The 18,844-nt window shown below is 55.8% G+C and carries 15 protein-coding genes; 10 read left to right on the forward strand and 5 right to left on the reverse strand.

Going from position 1 to position 18,844, the window contains the following annotated elements; translation table 11 throughout:
• Nucleotides 1–100 precede the first annotated feature (100 nt).
• The 5 genes from VFU50_14845 (at nucleotide 101) to acpS (ending at nucleotide 4,697) form a co-directional block, all read left to right on the forward strand.
• Nucleotides 101–928, forward strand: coding sequence for an IclR family transcriptional regulator (locus VFU50_14845; protein ID HEU5234139.1), 828 nt, complete (start codon nucleotides 101–103; stop codon nucleotides 926–928).
• A gap of 18 nt (nucleotides 929–946) precedes the next feature.
• On the forward strand, nucleotides 947–2,047 hold the full coding sequence (locus VFU50_14850) for a sugar kinase (protein HEU5234140.1): 1,101 nt from the start codon (nucleotides 947–949) through the stop codon (nucleotides 2,045–2,047).
• Nucleotides 2,048–2,106: 59 nt separating this feature from the next.
• Complete coding sequence (manD, locus tag VFU50_14855) at nucleotides 2,107–3,315, forward strand: D-mannonate dehydratase ManD (GenBank protein HEU5234141.1); 1,209 nt, start codon at nucleotides 2,107–2,109, stop codon at nucleotides 3,313–3,315.
• Nucleotides 3,316–3,493: 178 nt separating this feature from the next.
• A complete protein-coding gene (locus VFU50_14860; protein HEU5234142.1) occupies nucleotides 3,494–4,270 on the forward strand; it encodes a glucose 1-dehydrogenase in 777 nt (258 codons plus the stop codon).
• 49 nt (nucleotides 4,271–4,319) lie between these two features.
• Nucleotides 4,320–4,697, forward strand: coding sequence for a holo-ACP synthase (gene acpS / locus VFU50_14865; GenBank protein ID HEU5234143.1), 378 nt, complete (start codon nucleotides 4,320–4,322; stop codon nucleotides 4,695–4,697).
• An 82-nt stretch (nucleotides 4,698–4,779) separates the two neighbouring features.
• On the opposite strand, the gene VFU50_14870 is transcribed toward acpS, so the two are convergent.
• The 3 genes from VFU50_14870 to VFU50_14880 form a co-directional block, all read right to left on the reverse strand.
• Nucleotides 4,780–6,417 (reverse strand): NAD(P)/FAD-dependent oxidoreductase, encoded by a 1,638-nt coding sequence (locus VFU50_14870; GenBank protein ID HEU5234144.1) that lies wholly within the window; start codon nucleotides 6,415–6,417, stop codon nucleotides 4,780–4,782.
• Nucleotides 6,414–8,045 (reverse strand): hypothetical protein, encoded by a 1,632-nt coding sequence (locus tag VFU50_14875; protein ID HEU5234145.1) that lies wholly within the window; start codon nucleotides 8,043–8,045, stop codon nucleotides 6,414–6,416. Before VFU50_14875 ends, VFU50_14870 begins: the two co-directional genes overlap by 4 nt.
• Nucleotides 8,046–8,358: 313 nt before the next feature.
• On the reverse strand, nucleotides 8,359–8,760 hold the full coding sequence (locus tag VFU50_14880; GenBank protein ID HEU5234146.1) for a rhodanese-like domain-containing protein: 402 nt from the start codon (nucleotides 8,758–8,760) through the stop codon (nucleotides 8,359–8,361).
• A gap of 41 nt (nucleotides 8,761–8,801) precedes the next feature.
• On the opposite strand from VFU50_14880, the gene VFU50_14885 reads away from it, so the two are divergent.
• The gene (locus VFU50_14885; GenBank protein HEU5234147.1) at nucleotides 8,802–8,936 is read left to right on the forward strand and encodes a hypothetical protein; all 135 of its coding nucleotides are present in this window, start codon (nucleotides 8,802–8,804) and stop codon (nucleotides 8,934–8,936) included.
• A gap of 7 nt (nucleotides 8,937–8,943) precedes the next feature.
• Entirely contained in the window at nucleotides 8,944–9,537 is a 594-nt protein-coding gene (locus VFU50_14890; GenBank protein HEU5234148.1) for a TIGR00730 family Rossman fold protein, read from the forward strand.
• A 252-nt stretch (nucleotides 9,538–9,789) separates the two neighbouring features.
• Here the strand turns inward: VFU50_14890 and VFU50_14895 are convergent, their stop codons facing one another.
• Together VFU50_14895 and VFU50_14900 are read right to left on the reverse strand one after the other, a co-directional pair.
• Nucleotides 9,790–10,758, reverse strand: coding sequence for an alpha-ketoacid dehydrogenase subunit beta (locus VFU50_14895; protein HEU5234149.1), 969 nt, complete (start codon nucleotides 10,756–10,758; stop codon nucleotides 9,790–9,792).
• Nucleotides 10,759–10,864: 106 nt separating this feature from the next.
• A complete protein-coding gene (locus VFU50_14900) occupies nucleotides 10,865–12,175 on the reverse strand; it encodes a thiamine pyrophosphate-dependent dehydrogenase E1 component subunit alpha (GenBank protein ID HEU5234150.1) in 1,311 nt (436 codons plus the stop codon).
• Between the two features lie 253 nt (nucleotides 12,176–12,428).
• Here VFU50_14900 and VFU50_14905 point away from each other — a divergent pair, with 253 nt between their 5' ends.
• From VFU50_14905 to aceE, 3 genes are all read left to right on the forward strand, one after another.
• Nucleotides 12,429–13,847: a pitrilysin family protein gene (locus tag VFU50_14905; protein ID HEU5234151.1), complete on the forward strand. Its 1,419-nt coding sequence runs from the start codon at nucleotides 12,429–12,431 to the stop codon at nucleotides 13,845–13,847.
• 18 nt (nucleotides 13,848–13,865) lie between these two features.
• Nucleotides 13,866–15,293 (forward strand): pitrilysin family protein, encoded by a 1,428-nt coding sequence (locus tag VFU50_14910; protein HEU5234152.1) that lies wholly within the window; start codon nucleotides 13,866–13,868, stop codon nucleotides 15,291–15,293.
• A gap of 724 nt (nucleotides 15,294–16,017) precedes the next feature.
• On the forward strand, nucleotides 16,018–18,693 hold the full coding sequence (gene aceE / locus VFU50_14915; GenBank protein ID HEU5234153.1) for a pyruvate dehydrogenase (acetyl-transferring), homodimeric type: 2,676 nt from the start codon (nucleotides 16,018–16,020) through the stop codon (nucleotides 18,691–18,693).
• Nucleotides 18,694–18,844 lie beyond the last annotated feature (151 nt).

The raw sequence follows: 18,844 nt of genomic DNA on the forward strand, positions 1-18,844 counted from the left end.
GGGGAATGACAAGTCTTTGTTGACAATCGCCGGCGCCTTCTTTGAGAATGCTCTCCTTGCTTCGTACAATGGAATAAAGTTTTGTGAGTCAAAACCTCCTATGAAGTTACCCAAAGAATCTGACGACAAATATGTAGTGGAAGCCGTGGTAAAAGCGCTCGACGTACTCGAAGTTTTTCAGGACGGCGAAGAGCTGCAGCTCAGTGAAATTTCCAAGCGCGTTTCACTCAACAAGAGCCGGGCGTTTCGTTTGCTGTACACGCTTTGCGAACGCGGTTATGTTGAGCGCGCATCCGATGGACATCGCTACAAGCTCGGGCTCAAGCTCTTCGAGCACGCTTCCAATCTGCGCCGCGACCTGAAGCAGATCGCGCAGAACCACATGCGCAAGCTGCAGCAACGCTTCAACGAAACCGTGAATCTCGCGGTGCTGCACAATGGCGAGGTCCTCTACATCGATTTGCTGGAGAGCTCGCGTCCGTTTCGCATGTCAGCGATGGTCGGCAGCCGCATGCCGATCGCGAATACCTCTTTGGGAAAAGCTCTTCTGGCGTACGCCGCCGAGCACGATCTCGATGAGGTCTTCGATACGCTCACGCCTTCGGAGTTGCGCAAGATGCGTGCCGAAATGGAAATCGTGAAGCGGCGCGGGTACGCGACCGATCAGGAAGAGAACGAGCCGGGCGTCGCATGCATTGGAGCGCCGATTCTGAACGAAGGCGGAGTCTCGATTGGAGCGATGAGCATTTCCGGTCCTTCAGTGCGCATTCAAAAGCAGGAGCGCGAAATCGGGACTGCGCTGGCGGCAACGTGCCGGGACATTTCGCGGCAGTTGGGATTCGCCGAGCCGGCTCCGGCGCCGAAGCAGACCAAGAGCGTGCCTCCGCCGCAGAGCCGGCCTGCGCTGGCTCGCCGCGCCAATCCGTAGTCGAACGCAAAACAACGAATGCCGTCACTCACAATCAAAGCAAAACCGGAGTGTAGGTGGGACCTGGTGAGCCTGGGCGAGGTGATGCTCCGGCTTGATCCCTGGGACTCGCGTATTGCCACCACGCGCAGCTTCCGCGTTTGGGAAGGCGGTGGCGAGTACAACGTTGCGCGCGGGCTGCGCCGCTGCTTCGGCATGGACACGGCCGTCGTTACGGCCTTCGCCGATAATCCGGTTGGCCGTCTGGTGCAGGATTTGATCTATCAGGGCGGCGTCGATCAGTCGCATGTGAAGTGGGTTCCGTACGACGGCGTGGGCCGCACGGTGCGCAACGGTCTGAACTTTACTGAACGCGGCTTTGGCGTGCGTGGCGCAGTTGGCTGCTCCGATCGCGGGCACACAGCAGCTTCACAGCTTAAGGCCAGCGACATCGATTGGAACAAGATCTTCAAAACAGAAGGCTCGCGCTGGTTTCACACTGGTGGAATTTTCGCTGCTTTGTCGGAAAGCACGCCTGCTGTGGCTAAGGACGCAATGCAGGCGGCGAAGGCAAACGGCACGGTCATTTCTTACGATTTGAATTACCGTGAGTCGCTGTGGAAGGCTATCGGCGGCAAGAAGCGAGCCACCGAGGTGAATCGCGAACTCGTACAACTCGTTGACGTTCTCATCGGCAACGAAGAGGACTTCACCGCTGCGCTGGGATTCGAGGTCGAAGGCGTGGATGAGAATCTTTCGAAGCTCGACGTCGAGAACTTCCGGCGCATGATCGAGCGTGTGATTTCACAATTTCCCAATTTGAAATGCGTAGCTACGACGCTGCGCAATGCCAAGACCGCAAGCATCAATGATTGGGGAGCGGTCTGCTACTACGACGGCCATCTTTATCGCTCGACCACTCGAGAGGATCTCGAGATATACGATCGCATCGGCGGCGGCGATTCTTTTGCCTCGGGATTGATTTACGGATTCCTGATGAATCGCGGTCCGCAATGGGCTGTCGAGTGCGGGGCAGCGCACGGCGCGCTCGCCATGACTACGCCCGGAGACACTACAATGGCTACGCTTTCGGAAGTGGAGAAGTTGATGAAGGGCGGCAGCGCGCGAGTGGTGCGGTAGAACTCGCTTCCCAAACGAACTATGGAGAAAAGATTGGATCAGAAAGTCGGGACCGGCGAATGAAGATTAAAGACGCGAAGGTCTTCGTCTGCTCGCCGGGAAGAAATTTTGTCACGCTGAAGATTTATACCGACGAGGGTCTCTATGGCCTTGGCGACGCCACTCTGAACGGACGCGAACTGGCCGTTGCGAGCTATCTGACCGATCACGTCATTCCTTGCCTGATCGGGCGCGATCCATCCCAGACGGAAGACATCTGGCAGTACTTCTATCGCGGCGCCTATTGGCGTCGTGGTCCGGTGACGATGAGTGCCATCGCCGCCGTCGATATGGCGCTCTGGGACATCAAGGGCAAGGCCCTCAACACTCCCGTGTACAACCTGCTCGGCGGCAAGAGCCGCATGGGCGTGATGGTGTACGGGCACGCGAATGGGCGAGACATCAGCGAGACCGTGGATGAGGTCGGGAAATACATCGAGCAGGGATATCTCGCCGTGCGCGCGCAGTCGGGCATTCCTGGATTGCAGAGCACGTATGGCGTCGGACGCGGCAAGCTGTTCTATGAGCCCGCGGAAAAAGGACTGCCTCCGGAGAACTTCTGGTCGAGCGAGAAATATCTGTTGCATGTTCCGAAGCTCTTCGAAGCGCTCCGCGTGAAATACGGAGACGACGTTCACCTTCTCCATGATGCGCATCACCGGCTCACACCGATCCAGGCGGGTCGTTTAGGGAAGGAGCTCGAGCCATATCATCTCTTCTGGCTCGAAGATGCTGTGCCTGCCGAACTGCAGGAAGGATTCCGCATCGTCCGCCAGCACACGACGACGCCGATCGCGTTGGGCGAGATCTTCGACAGCGTGTGGGATACAAACATTCTCATTTCGGAACAGCTGATCGATTACCTTCGCATGACTGTGGTCCACGGAGGCGGCATCACGAACCTGAAGAAAGTCGCTGCCTTTGCGGATATGTATCACGTGCAGACGGGCTGCCATGGCGCGACGGATCTTTCTCCGGTCACCATGGCGGCAGCGCTGCACTTCGATATCTCAATTCCCAATTTCGGAATTCAGGAATACATGCGCCATACCAAAGAGACCGACGAGGTCTTCCCGCATGAGTACTACTTCGAGAAGGGATATCTGCATCCGGGCGAGAAGCCCGGGTTGGGAGTGGATTACAACGAGAAGTTGGCCGAGAAGTTTCCATATGAGCGCGCGTATCTGCCGGTAAATCGCAAGCTCGATGGCACGATGTGGAATTGGTAAGAGAGCAAAGAAGCGTTTCGAGTTTCTGGTTTCAGGTTTCGGCAAAGCCCAATTTGGGCAGCCATGCCGGATTAAGACTTTGCCGAAACCTGAAACTCGAAATCCGAAACCTTTACATTGCCTGGTGAGCGTAGTGTCTCCCTGGTAAGAACAACAGCTAGAGCGTAGGAAGGGCAGAATGGCATTTCGTCCGCTGGATTTGAGCGGAAGAGTGGCGGTGGTGATTGGCGGAACGTCGGGTATTGGGCGCGCGATCGCCCATGGTCTGGCCGAGGCCGGCGCCGACGTGGTTCCCACTTCGCGCCGTTCCGAGCAGGTTGAATCTACAGCAAAAGAGATCGAGCAGCGCGGACGCAAGTCTCTCCGCGTGATTTCCGATGTGGCGGACCGCAAATCGCTGGAGCAAGTGCTGCAGAAGTCTGTTTCCGCCTTTGGGAAAGTGGATATTTTGGTGAATTCCGCTGGAAAGACGAAACGCACGCCAACCATCGATGTTCCCGAATCGGAATGGAACGACATCATGGAGACGAATCTCACAGGCGTGCTCCGCGCCTGCCAGATTTTCGGTCGACACATGATCGAGCGCAGGTATGGCCGCATCATCAACATTGCTTCGTTGAGTTCGTTCGTCGCTCTCTTCGAAGTTGCGGCCTACGCGGCAAGTAAAGCCGGAGTCGCATCGCTCACCAAATCAATGGCCGTTGAGTGGGCTCCGCATGGCGTCTGCGTGAATGCGATTGCTCCGGGCGTCTTCCGAACTCCGCTGAATGAAAAGCTGCTCGATGAGACAGCCCGCGGAAAAGAATTCCTCGCGCGTACGCCTATGCGACGCTTCGGGAAAGTTGAAGAGCTTGCTGGAGCTGCCGTGTTTCTCGCATCGGAAGCGGCCAGCTTTGTGACTGGAGAAGTCCTGTGTGTGGATGGCGGCTTTCTGGCCAGCGGCGTAAACCAGTAGATCAGAATATCGCGGTGGCGCCCATCCCGTAGGAGTTTTCAGGCGTAGCATGATTCTCGGCACCGGAGTCGACATCTGCGAGGTTGCCCGCATCGGGGCATCACTTGCGCGCTTCGGAGATCGTTTTGTCGAGCGCGTTTTTACCAGAGAAGAGATTCGCTACTGCCGCAGTAAGAAGAATTCTGTCGAGCGATTCGCAGCGCGCTTTGCCGCCAAAGAGGCCGCGATGAAAGCTCTCGGTACTGGAGCCAGTCGCGGCGTTACGTGGACGAGCATTGAGGTTGGACACGCGCCGGGAGGACGTCCTGTCCTTCGCCTTCACGGCGCGGCTGCAGAAATCGCTGAACAGACGGGAGTTCGGCGTATGTTCTTGTCGGTGACTCACACCGAGAGCCAGGCGATGGCAATTGTTATCTTCGAGGACTGATCATCAATCCTGCGCGTCAAGAGGAAGACTCAATAACGCAGGACTGCGATCTGCGCGCGAGTGTTCCTCATGATCACTTTCGCTACGCGACTTTTCTCTCTTCGTGTTGCGGCGCCTGCTTCTCTTCGTGGTATTCCGCTTCTGTATTGACTTCCCAGATGTTCGATTTGTCCTTGCGGCCGATCAGGATATTGTTCACCGCCTCCATCGCAGTCAGCATCGAGTGGTCCTGGTTGTTGTAACGATGCATTCCGTTGCGTCCGACTAAGAACAGATTCTCGAATTTGTCGATGTATTCGCGGACTTCGTCGAAGCGCGCATAGGCGCCGAAGTACGCTGGATATGTTTTCGGCATTTTAATGACGGTGGAATCGATTACATCGTTCCTGTCGATGATGCCGATCTTGTCGAGTTCCATCGCAGCGAACTGAGCCATTTCCTCGGACGATTTGCTCCAGAGCTCGTCGCCTTCATAGCAGAAGTACTCAACGCCGACCCAGACGTTTTCCTGATTTGAAACAAGATGCGGACTCCAGTTGTTGAAGATCTGCAGCCTGCCGGCTTTCACATCAGGTTCCTGGATGTAAATCCAGTTGTCTTCCACCAGGTTCTGGTTGTTCTCCTTTACCTTCATCTTTTTCAGCAGAAGGCCTACGGTGATGAAGTCGCGATACTGAAGTGCATCGCTCACCTGGCGGACGTTTGCGGGAACGGGAACATCGAGAGAACGTACGAGTTCCTTAATGGGCATTGTCGAAAAGAAATAATCTCCATCGAGCCGGCGCTCCTGGCCCGAGGCATCGACACCCGACATGGCCACGACTTTGTAGCCACGGCAATGAAGGCTGGTAACGCTGAAATTTGTGATGATCTCGCCGCCCATTGCTTTTACTTTTCGTGCGACGGCTTCCCACATTTGTCCTGGACCGTACTTGGGATAGAGGAATTGCTCGATCAGTGATGTTTCGGTTTCCTTTTGCGAAATGTCCTTTTGCTTGCGGCTCTGCAGCTGTTTTTGGATGATGTGCTGAAGCGTCTTCTTGATCGAAAGACCTTTAATGCGCTGTTCGCCCCATTCGGCGCTGATTTGGTCGCAGGACACTCCCCAGACTTTCTCGGTGTAGGACTTGAAGAAGGTGTGGTAGAGTTCGCGTCCGAAGCGGTTGATGAAGAACTGCTCCAGGTTCTCAACATTCTTGATCGGCATTGCCGCGCTGCGCATGTAGCTGAGACCAATCCGCATCGTTCGCATTGGACCAAGCTTCCGCAGTGTGTCGGCGCTTAGCGTGATGGGATAGTCGAAGAAGGTGCGCAAAAAGTAAATCCGCGATTTGCGGCGTCGAACAAGCATCACTTCGTCTGGGTGGCATCCATTACTATTGCCATTGCAGCCGGCCAGTTCGCGGCGTTGCCTCTGATACGTGATCTCAATTGGCTGCCTTGCGTGACCACTTCCATTTCCGTTTTGGGACACAGCGGTCTCGAGCGGCATGTGCTCGAACCACCAGTTCATAACGCGATCGCTCTTCGAGAAAAAGCGGTGTCCGCCGATGTCGATGCGGTTGCCTTTATAGTTCACCGTGCGCGAAATCCCGCCCATCTGGCCGCTTTTTTCGAGAACAATGGGTTTGATGTCGCTGTTGCGCAAAAGTTCGAAAGCGGCGGTTAATCCAGCAGGACCGGCGCCGATAATGACAGCAGTTTTAGGCCGATGATTCACGGTAATTCCCCAGGGACGATAAGATTGGCTCTCAATTCGGGACTTGCGTTGCAGTATGAGACCAGAGCGTCGGCAGAGCGAAGCTCCGGCCAAGGATCCAGGCCGACATCGACAAACCAGATTTTTCGGTCCTGGTAGTAGTGGACGAGATTGCAATCTTTCTCGGCGCCGAGCGCGCGAGCGAGGATCACTTTTTGCGAATCGATGTCGGGCGTGTTGTAGACCCACTCTTTTGCCGGATCGTGCATCGGGGCATAACTGACCAGCACGAGCGACCTCTCCGGCTTTGCTTCGAGTTGATCGATTACCCGCTGGCGATCTTCGTTCCACGGCATCGGATAATGAATCTTGCTCGGCTTGTGAATCTCATGAGGGATGTTGATCGCCGGTGTGATGAGTACAGCAACTACGAGTCCGCGAGCCCAATATGGGCCGAGTCGGAAATTGCGTGGCCGTGCGGTTCCCAGAAAGCGAATGCCGAGGAACGCGAGGCCGTAGAAACTCACCAGCAGGGGCGCCGGATAGGACGAGAGCGGCCACCATACGACCGCAAACAGCCCGATCAATACCAGGAGGAAGGTGAAGCCGAGATAGCTCCGGTCTTCACGACGGAAACAAAAGTAGCAACCAACAAATGCAAGGATCAGCAATGGCGCGAAGTGCTCGCGATAGTAGAAGTGAAATTTGGTTGTTTCGATCTTCCGGATTCCGCCCCACGTTTTCGCAAGACGCCCTGGCGTGCCCTCCCAGTCCCAGAACAGCTTGGCCATTTGGTAGTTGTTGTAGTGCGGAAACGGTTTCATTCCCGTTCCGATAAAGGGCCGCACAAAGTGATATTGCTCGAAATTCGCCGTGTACGGCATCTCAGTCGCGCGTCCGGTGCCGCGATAGTTGAAGTAAGCCATCCAGGCGCCCAGCACGACGGTAAGCGCAGCAGCAGGAGCGAGAATCCGAATGTAGTTTCGAGTTCTGACTACCCAGATCAAAAGGCCCAGCCCGAGCGGAAGCGAGAAAAGAAACCCTTCATATGGACGACTAGTGGCGAGAATTCCCACTCCGAGAATCAGCCAGGGCACCCACTTCGGCGAGCGGGTTTGCAAAATTCGCGCAAATGCGCCGAGAGCCAGTGCCCCGCCGAGTGCGCAAACAGACCCTCCCCAGTACGAGTCGCTGTATTGAGTCCCGATGCTGTACTTCAGGACGACATAGAGACCCGCCAGCAATGCATACACGTTTCCTATGAGCGGCCGCAGCGCCCAGCAGATTGCCGCGCACATGAGTCCGGTGGCCAGCCATACGCCCCACCAGCAGTTATTTCCCAAAACGAGACCGACAGCCATAAATGCGCTTGGTGCCGGCTCGTATTGCGATTCGTATGTCGGCACCATGTTGATGTGGAAACTCTCGAAGTGCTGCCAGAGTGGATGAACCGGGTTGGTGAGCCGTCCTTCAGCCAGGGTCTGCGCGCCGAGAATGTAGCTGAACTCGTCGACGATCTGCGGCTTGGGAATTGGCATGATGGGCAGCAGGAGCGCACGCGGAACCATCGCCAGAGCTGCGCATAGAACTACCGCAAGCTTCCTGCGATTCGCGAGCCGCCGCAGCCAGCGCTCAGCCCTGCTGCCCACGCGAAAAAAGTAAAAAAGATCGCCTAAAAATAGTCCGGCGATAAGTACAGACAAATCGGCAACCAAGGTTCGGCCCTGAGTAAAAGGTTATGAATGCAAAGTGAGCTTCTTCTGCGTGCTGATACTTGTGTGAAGAAGATTTCCGCAGCTTGGTTGGATGAAGTGGTGCTCGCAAATTACTGGCGCGACAACCTACGCCAATTCATAGCGGGAGTAGATCAAGAGAGTAGGAGAGAGTTGAAGGTGTGAGTTGTTCCAGAATGGAACAAAGGTTTTCCAGTCATGCTTCTGATGTGTGCTTACAGTGTTCGACCTAACTCACCTGTCTCAATCGTTCCTGAGCTTCCGCTTCGGTAGCACTGGGTTGGAATCGCGGCACAGCCTCGTACGGAGCGCTCCCTTCCAGCGGCAGCCCTGCATTCATCCAGTCCTGACGACCCTCTTCGTAGATCCGGACATCCTGATATCCGAGCGCCTGCAACTCTCGCGCGAGTTGCTCTGAAAGTTTCCAGGTGAAATTTACGCAATAGGTGACGACGGCCGCATTTTTGTCGGGAATTGAACGCGCTGCCAATTCGGCGGCCTGTCCCGCAGGAATGTTTACTGCGGCAGGCAAATGTGACTTCAGAAATTTTTCCGGCGATCGCGCATCGATAAGGATGACGTCCCCCCGATCGATCGCCTGCTTCAGCTCTTCTCGAGTGATCGACTTCATGACGCGGCGTGAAAAGTTAGACGCAGCAATGTAAACACGCGATGCAGAAAAAAGATTTGCTGGCGCAGGGCGTATTCATGCAACTCGCTCAGAGTTTCTGTAGCTCCAGCGATCTCCAGATATTCAAGCGCAACCTCCGGCACGTTCTGGCGCTCGCGGCTAAAAACATGGAATGATGTATTTATGTCTCGAGTTTGTGTTTACTGCGCCTCCAGCGAGTACTGCCATCCCGAGTACATGCAAGCGGCGCATCGCCTGGGGGAAATTCTCGCGCGCAATTCCATCGAGATCGTCTATGGAGGCGGCGCGCTGGGCTTAATGGGACAAGTTGCCAACGGTGCACTCGCGAACGGTGGAAAAGTCATCGGGATCATGCCGCGATTTATGCAGGAGCTGGAGTGGTCGCACCGTCAGCTCACCGAGTTGCGAGTTGTCGAGAACATGCGCGAGCGCAAGCACCTCATGCTCACCGGCAGCAATGCTGTCATAGCGCTTCCGGGCGGATGTGGAACGTTGGAAGAATTGTTTGAAACCATTACGCTGAAGCGACTTGCAATCTATCTCAACCCGATCGTGCTGGTAAACATTCGAAGGTTTTTTGATCCTTGCATTGCATTGCTTGAGCGGTGCGTCCAAGAGCGCTTCATGAATCCGCAGCATTTGCAGATGTGGCAGGTAGTCGAGCGGCCTGACGACGTTCTTCATGCAATCAGCAGCAGTCTTCAATGGACGGAGAAGGCCCGAGCGCTGGCAGCCGTGGCTCCTCAGACAGTCTGATCCGAGCATCACCACGATGATGCGCACCGCTCCGACCCGAAGAACAGCGCCGAGAAGGATAGCCAAAGCGCCGAGGAACCGCGCCAGTGTATCTGTGTTGGAATCGCTCGCCCGTGACGTTCCCGTGCTTGCAAGAGTGCGCAACTGTCCCAACAGCAGAGCTGAAGAGAAGCTGAATGTGATCGGACACGAAGTATATGGAAGGGACAACGGCATAAGAAACGTGCAAGCGACGCCTCTTGAGTCCGCCTTCTAGTACGACTTCAGCCGTCGCGCCTCTCTCACTACGTCTTCCATTTTGGGAAGGAAGAATTTCTCCAGCGGCGGTGAGAAGGGGACCGGCGTATCGAGTGATGCGATGCGCGCGATCGGTGCGTCGAGATCATCGAACGCGAGTTCATTGATTACTGCTGCAATCTCTCCCGCGATGCCGCCTGTCTTCGTATCTTCGTGGAGAATAACCACGCGGTTCGTCTTCTTCACCGTGTTCGCGATGGCCTCTTTGTCGAGCGGCGCGATCGTGCGTAAGTCGAGGATTTCCAGTTCAATTCCCTCTTTCGCGAGGATGTCTGCAGCTTCCTGCGCGACGTAAACCATCGCGGCGTAGGTAATTAGGCTCACATCGCGTCCTTGGCGATGAAGCCGTGCCTTCCCGATTTCGACGGTGTAATCCTCGGCGGGCAGGTCTTCTTTAATGCGGCGATACAGAAATTTGTGCTCGAAGAAGAGACACGGATTGTTATCGCGAATCGCTGCTTTGATTAAGCCTTTAGCATCGCGTGCTGTAGCGGGACAAATCACTTTTAATCCGGGCGTGTGCGCGTAGTACGTTTCAGGATTCTGCGAGTGAAACGGGCCTCCGCTCACTCCTCCGCCCGACGGTCCGCGAAGCACCAGCGGCGCTGGAGCATTCCAGCGATAGTTGGCCTTTGCCACCATGTTGACGATCTGGTTGTGCGCGCAACTGATGAAGTCCATGAACTGGAACTCGGCCACAGGACGCATCCCCGTGAGCGACGCCCCGAACGCCGCACTCACAATTGCCGATTCGGCGATTGGAGTGTCGATCACGCGCTCACTGCCGAAATGATGAATGAAGCCTTCCGTCACTTTGAACGCGCCGCCATACACGCCGATATCTTCGCCGATGCAGAAGACAGCGGGATCGCGCTCCATCTCTTCCCAAATGCCTTCGCGGATTGCTTCGAGATAGGTAGGCATGTCAATTCACCACGGAGACACTGCGACACGGAGAAAAGCGTTTGCCATTGTTGTTGAGAGATCGGCCATTTTCTAGATCGAATTCGAGGGCTCCGTGGCTCCTGAGCTAGCGCAGATGCGCCACGTCGCTAGCCGCCGCTAGCTTCTCCTTCTCTACCTTCTTCACCTTTGGCCCGCCGTACAAAAACGGAATCTCAACGCCGTTGTCGCAGAATACACGTTCGTCCGCTGTTGATCCTTCCGGATACGGGGATGCTTCTGCAATTTCGCGATCCTCGTCGATCTCGCGCTGCACGGACTCGATCAGTTCGCGATTGGATCTCTCGATCAGCCATCCTTTGGCGAGCAGGTATTTCTCCATGCGTGCAATGGGATCGCGCTTCGTCCAATACTCGAAGTACTGTTTTGGAACGTAGGCGGCGGCATCGTGCATGGCGTGTCCACGCATGCGCATCATCTTCGCCTCGATTAGCGTCGGGCCTTCGCCGCGGTACACGCGCTGTGCGGCTTCGTAGGTCAAGTCATAGACCTGGTTAGGATCAGTGCCGTCGATGATTGCTCCCGGCACTCCGTACCCAATCGCACGATCGGCGAGATCGCGGCAGGCAACCTGTCGATCAACCGGTGTTGAGTATGCCCAGAGATTATTTTCGACGATCAGAATCACGCCGAGCTTCTGCACCGCGGCGAAGTTGAACCCCTCATATGTTGGGCCGGTCGATTGGCCGCCATCACCGATCCAGGTGAGACACGCGATGTTCTTACCTTGCAGCCTCGCACCGAGTGCAACTCCGGCCAAAACGGGAATCAGATCGCCAAGCATGGAGATCGGAGCGGCAATGTGGCGCTTTTGGATGTCCCCGAAGTGGGAACCGGCATCGCGCCCTCCGGTTGGCGCGCCGGATTTCGCCATGTACTGCATCATCACGTCGCGAGGTTTGAATCCTCGTACCAGCAGTGCGCCCTGATTGCGGATCATTGGCCCAATCCAGTCGCCCTCGCGCAAGGCATAGGCGGATGCGCAGGAGCATCCTTCCTGGCCTAGTCCGAGATAAACTCCGCCGACGACCTTCTGCTGCTTGAATAGATTTTCGAGCGTCTGCTCCATCTTGCGATTGAGCAGCATGTAGCGGTAGATCTCGATCGTCTGTTCTTTGTTCAGATATTTCGATTCGCGCAGCGGAGGGGGCTCGCCCGAGAGGTCCCCTTCGACTTTGTAGCGGAACTGCCCGTCAACCCATTCTTCGGTCGTCCGGAAATTCGGGATTTCGAGTCGGTAGTCGGGGATGCCGTGAGCATTGGTGCGAATTGGATATTTCTCCCGCGATGCCCCGTTGCGGGTGGAATGCTTTGCGGCGGACTTTGCAGCGCCAACAGATCTTCGTTCGGGCTTTCCTTTCGGAATTGTTTTCTTCATCGTCGAAAGTCCCGCCGCAATCGTGGATGGGCGCCGTTTCACGCGCCGAACGCGCGTCAATCGTATCAGGGAGTCACCTCGATCGGCGTTGTTGCAGCTGGTAGGGATTCCTCCGCCAAAAACGGGCGTTCGGAATGACAGTCACTGGCTAACGAACGCCGACTCGTCCCGTCTATGCTTGCAAGTCTCTGTCTATCCATTTAAGTTTAGCGCTCGTAAACGAGTTTCATCTTCCATCCTTGAGAGGTACCCCATGAGGACTTTCCTGCATTCAGGCGCCGCGCTTGCTGCGGCTGTGCTGATGTCGGTTTCAACGTTTGCCGCACCGCCAGCGCCAAAGGCGACACCTACCAGTGGCTTTACCGTTCCCGTCTTTTATTACAAGCTGCCGAACGGATTGCGGGTCGTGCTCTCGCCGGATCATTCGGCGCCCACGGTTGCCGTTGCTGTTTATTATCGGATTGGCTTTCGAGTTGAGCCGCGCGACCGCACCGGATTCGCTCACCTGTTCGAGCACATGATGTTCCAGGGCTCGCAGAATCTGGGCAAGATGGAGATGATTAAGCTCGTTCAGCAGAATGGTGGGACGCTGAACGGATCCACGCGATTTGACTTCACCAACTACTTTGAAATCGTTCCCGCAAACAAACTGGAGACCATGCTGTGGGCCGAAGCCGATCGGATGCGCGGACTCGATGTAAACGAAGACAATCTCAAAAATCAGCAGGGAGTCGTCGGGAATGAAGTAAAAGTAAACGTTCTGAATCGTCCTTACGGCGGATTTCCCTGGCTCGACATGCCGCAGTATGCGAACACCAACTGGTATAACGCTCACAACTTTTACGGCGATCTGAAGGACATCGAGGCTGCCACGCTTCCCGATGTGCAGCAGTTCTTCAAGACCTACTACGCTCCCAATAACGCCGCGCTGGCGGTGGTCGGGGATTTCGATCCCGCTGACGCCCGCAAGATGGTCCAGAAGTACTTCGCCAATATTCCCGCCGCAAAAAAGGTAAAAGAACCGGATTTTACAGAGCCGCGGCAGGAAAAAGAGAAAAAAGCCAGCAAAGTTGACCCGCAGGCGAAGCGTCCGGCGCTCGCCGTGGCTTATCACATGCCTGGTCGCAACACTCCCGAGTACTACGCGATGGGCCTGCTCGATCAGATTCTCCTTGAGGGCGACGACAGTCTGCTCCATGAGGAACTGGTGCAAAAGAAAGGCATGACCGGCGCGGTGGAAGGCGGTATCAACATGTTGGGGAACATGTATGACTACAACGGCCCAATGCTTTGGACCGCGTATCTCTTCCACGACAGCAACGTGAAGGACGATGACATTCTTGCCGCGATGGATTCCGTGATCGACCCGCTGCGCAGTAAGCCAATTGACCAAAAGACTCTCGACCGTGCCATGGTGAAACTGCGCTCGGATTTCTACGATCAGCTTAGCCAGTTCAACGGATTCGGACTTGCCGACATGCTCGCCAGCTTCGCTCTGTTTGACGACAATCCGGCGCGGGTAAACGACATCGAGTCCCAATTCCGGAAGATCACCCCGGCGCTAATTCAGAAGACGGCGCAGGAATATCTGCGGCCGTCAAACCGTACAGTGCTGGCCATCGAGCCCGGGGCCGCTACGCAGAATGCGGAATCAACCAAGTCAGGAAACTGAGGAGCGAAGGAGAGAGACATGCGAAACCGAATTACCACTCTGATCTGCACATTGTTCTTCGCTCTGGCGTGTTGCGCGGCAACTGCACAGGAGAGCGCCACATCTGCGCACGAGACGCAGGCCAAGAAGCAATCACCGCCTCCCGGTAGCGCGCCTAAGCCATTCAAGGTTCCGCAGCAGGAGAAGTTCTCGCTGCCGAACGGACTCGAGGCCACGCTGGTGCCGTACGGCTCAATTCCGAAGGTGATGATCGCTGTGAGCGTTCGCGCCGGCAATCTGAACGAAGCCGAGAACCAGGTTTGGCTCGCCGATCTCACTACCAGCCTGATGAAGGAAGGCACAACGAGCAAGTCTGCTCAAGAAGTCGCGCAGCAAGCGGCCTCGATGGGAGGTTCGGTCGATGTGAACGTTGGGCCGGACACGACGAGCATCTCAGGCGACGTTCTGTCGGAGTTTGGTCCCAAAATGGTATCGCTACTGGCCGATGTCGCGATGCACCCCGCGCTGCCCGGTTCGGAACTCGATCGCTTGAAGAAAGATCAGCTCCGCACGCTCAGCATTCAGAAGTCTCAGCCACAGCCGGTCGCGCACGAGCAGTTCGTCAAGGAGCTGTATCCCAACCATCCTTATGGACGCCTGTTTCCAACTGAGCAGATGATCCAGGGCTACACCATCGAAGACGTCCAAAAGTTCTATAAGGACAATTTCGGCGCAGCCCGCACGCATGTTTACGTGGCTGGGAAGTTCGATCCGGCAGCAGTAAAGAAGGCGATCACGGAGGCGTTTTCATCCTGGCCGCATGGGCCGGATGCGCTCATCGACGTTCCCAAACCCGTCACCAAGCGGGATCTCTCCATCATTGATCGCCCCGGCGCCGTGCAGTCGACGCTTTACATCGGCCTTCCGACGATCGATCCGAGCAATGAGGACTACATTCCGCTGCAGGTCATGAACGCGATTCTCGGTGGCTCGTTTGGATCGCGTATTACTTCGAACATCCGCGAGCAGAAGGGATACACGTACTCTCCTTACAGCCAATTGTCCTCGCGTTATCGCGACGCCTACTGGGTGCAGATAGCCGATGTGACCGCGAAATACACTGGTGCATCGATCAAAGAGATTCTGTACGAGATCGATCGTCTGCAGAAGGAACCGCCCTCTGCGCAGGAGCTCGAGGGCATCAAGAATTATCTGGCGGGCGTGTTCGTGCTGCGCAACTCAAACCGGGCTGGATTAATTGCTCAGCTCGAATATGTCGATCTGCACAAGCTTGGCAATGACTACCTCGACACGTACGTACCCAACATCTACAAGGTATCGGCGGAGCAGGTACAGCAGATGGCGCAAAAGTACATTGTGCCCGACAAGCTCACCATGGTGGTCGTCGGTGACAAGTCGAAGATCGCCGATCAGCTCACCAGCTACGAAGGAGCCGGAGGAAAGTGATTCAACTCGGTGAACAGGGAATTAAACAGCGAACTCCAAAAACTTTGGACGAAAATCCGTCGAATTTTGCCCAAAATCTGAAGATTTGCCGTTTCACCAGGGAACTATCAGCGATCTTAGGGAATCCTCCGTATTCGATTGAAATCGGGAGACTTGCACCTCGCGGCAGTGATGCACTGCAAGCGAACAGGGAAACGAGCAGGGAATTGTCGTCACAAATTGTGACTGTGTGCTGCCGCTTGTTTGGTGTGAAGTTGCTGTCGGCGTAACTTGGAGATGAATGGGTTTGACCGGCTCTACAGTTGCCTCGACCGAGCGAGGTCCCGCTCTAAAACACTCCTTCGGGACCTCCGGCTGTCGTTGCGCCGACGTCGTTCTTATGTCGCCGATCCAATTTTGGATCGGGAGACAGTCGCGGCGATTTAGCGTTACCCCTCAAACTGGCCGTCTCTGCGGCTCATGGTTTGCTGCCAAATATTTAACTCAGAGAAACCGGACTGAGCTTGCCAGAAACCTGGTTCCGCAACGGCTCACGAAACATCTACAAATAGTCAGGTCGTGGACACGATAAACGGCTAAAATCATCGAGGCCGATATCCGGCTCTCCCCCGTAAGTAGCGGTTTTCAAAGCTGTTGACTGCGTGGCTTCGATGCTTCGTGGCTGCGCAGATGGCTGTGACCATTGTCACGTGCAGAGGAGCATACTGGTTCTATCATGGTAGTCATGAACGCCTATCCAGTCTTGCCGGCTGAGCCGGTGGAAGCTGATCAAAGTGAAACAAACGAGTGGCTTGAAGCCTTTGATCAGATCGTCGAAGGAGAAGGTCCATCTCGCGCAGCAGAGTTGCTCGACGCGCTCTCTCGCCATGCTCGCGAGTCCGGCGTAGAGCCGCCGACCCAACTTCACACGCCTTACAAGAACACCATTCCCGTCGAGCAGGAGCTGCCCTATCCCGGCGACCGCGATATGGAGCGGCGCATCGAGGCGCTGATCCGCTGGAATGCGATGGCAATGGTACATCGGCAAAACAAGAAAGACTCTGGAATTGGCGGTCACCTCTCCACCTACTCATCTCTCGCAACTCTGGCCGAGGTTGGTTTCAATCACTTCTTCCATGCCAGTTACGGCGATCAGGCGGGCGACATGATCTATTTCCAGGGACACGCGTCACCGGGTGCATATGCTCGCGCTTTCCTGGAAGGTCGTATCTCCGAGCAGCAGGTTCTGAACTTTCGGCATGAAGCGCGTCGAGAGCCGGGGCTCCCTTCTTACCCGCACCCATGGCTGATGCCGGATTTCTGGCAGTTTCCAACGGTTTCGATGGGCATTGGCCCCATCAATGCCATCTACCAGGCCCGTTTCATGCGCTACCTCGAACATCGCAATCTCATCGAGAAAACGCCGCGCAAGATTTGGGCATTCGTAGGCGACGGTGAGACCGATGAAGTCGAAACTTTAGGTGCTCTGACTGTTGCGACGCGGGAGAAGCTCGACAACCTGATCTTCGTTGTGAACTGCAACCTGCAGCGCCTCGACGGCCCGGTGCGCGGGAACGGAAAGATCATCAGCGAGCTCGAAGGCGTCTTCCGTGGCGCTGGATGGAACGTTATCAAAGTCATTTGGGGTAGCGATTGGGATCCCCTCTTCGCCCGCGACAACTCTGGCCTCCTGCTCAAGCGCATGGAAGAGTGCGTCGATGGCGAGTACCAGGCGTGTAAAGCCAAAGGCGGCGCTTATACGCGAGAGCACTTTTTCGGCAAGTATCCGGAGCTGCTCGAACTGGTCGCGGATATGAGCGATGAGCAGATCGGCCATCTGCATCGCGGCGGTCACGATCCGAAAAAGATTTACAACGCTTACCTGCGCGCTGTAGAACACACCGGCTCGCCCACTGTCATTCTGGCGAAAACGGTAAAGGGATACGGCCTTGGCTCCGCGCAAGCTCGCAATGCGACCCATCAGGAGAAGAAGCTGACTGACGAAGCGCTGCAAACCTTCCGCAAAGTCTTCGATATTCCTGTTCCCGACGAGGCTGCGAAAAATGGCGCGCCGTATCGTCCGGAAAAAGACACTCCGGAAATCGAGTACATGAAGAAATGCCGCAAGAACCTCGGTGGCTATCTGCCGGCACGCGATACTCAGAAGCCTAATCTGAAAGCTCCGGAACTCGAGTTCTTTGCCGATGCGCTCGGCGGCTCGCGCGGTCGCGCCGTATCGACGACGATGGGCTTCGTGAGCATGCTGCGCACGCTGCTCAAGCATCCTGAAATGGGAAAGCTGGTCGTGCCTATCGTCCCCGATGAAGGCCGCACCTTCGGATTGGAATCGGCGATTCGCCAGGTGGGCATCTACGCCAGCCAGGGACAGCTCTACACCCCGCACGATCAGGACATCCTGCTCTACTACCGCGAAGAAAAAGACGGACAGATTCTCGAAGAGGGAATCACAGAAGCGGGCTCGATGTCCTCATTCACCGCGGCGGGCACTGCCTACTCAAACTATCGCGTGCCGACGATTCCGTTCTACATGTACTACTCGATGTTCGGCTTCCAGCGTGTAGGCGATCTCATCTGGGCCTTTGGCGATGCGCGCGGCAAAGGCTTCCTGATGGGCGGAACCGCTGGTCGCACTACGCTCTCCGGCGAGGGCCTCCAGCACTGCGATGGACACAGCGTGGTGATGTCGAGCGTTTATCCCACATGCGTCACCTACGATCCGGCGTACGCATATGAAATCGCTGTGATCGTGCAGGATGGATTACGTCGGATGTACGAAAAGGGCGAAGACCGCTTCTACTACATCACGATGTACAACGAAGATTACGCAATGCCGGAGATGCCGAAGGGCATCGAAGAAGGCATTCTGCGCGGCATCTACAAGTTCAAAGCAGCGCCGGGCGGAAAAGCAGTCGTAAATCTCTTCGGCAGCGGTCCGATTCTGAACGAAGCATTAAAAGCGCAAGCCACCCTCGCCGAGAAATACGCAGTGCAAGCTGACGTCTGGAGCGTGACCAGCTACACCGAGTTACGTCGTGACGCGCTTGCGGCTGATCGCTGGAACCTGCTGCATCCGGCGGAAAAGGAAAAACAGCCCTACATCCTCAAAGCTCTTGAGGGCGCCGAAGGCCCGATCATCGCAGTGAGCGACTACATGAAGATCGTTCCCGACCAACTCTCGCCGTGGCTGCGCGAGCGTCTGGTAAGCCTGGGTACCGACGGTTTCGGCCGCAGCGACAATCGCGAGTATCTGCGCAAGCATTTCGAGATCAGTCCGGAAGCGATCGTCGCGGCAACGCTCTCGAAGCTCTCGCGCGAGAAGAAATTTGACGCGAAGAAAGCGCAGAAGGCGTTCCAGGAGTTGGGAATCAATCCGGAGAAGATCGATCCGGCGAAGGCGTGAAAAATATCGGGTCATCGGGTCATCAGGTGAAGTAAGAATCAAGACACGATGCGGGTTGTTGTACGCGCGTTTAAACCGCGAATTTCGCTGGTATCGATTACAAAAGTGTTTTGGTTTTCACTTCACCCGATGACCCGATCACCCGATGACC

This window comes from Terriglobales bacterium, assembly GCA_035764005.1.
Taxonomy (GTDB): domain Bacteria; phylum Acidobacteriota; class Terriglobia; order Terriglobales; family Acidobacteriaceae; genus Gp1-AA112.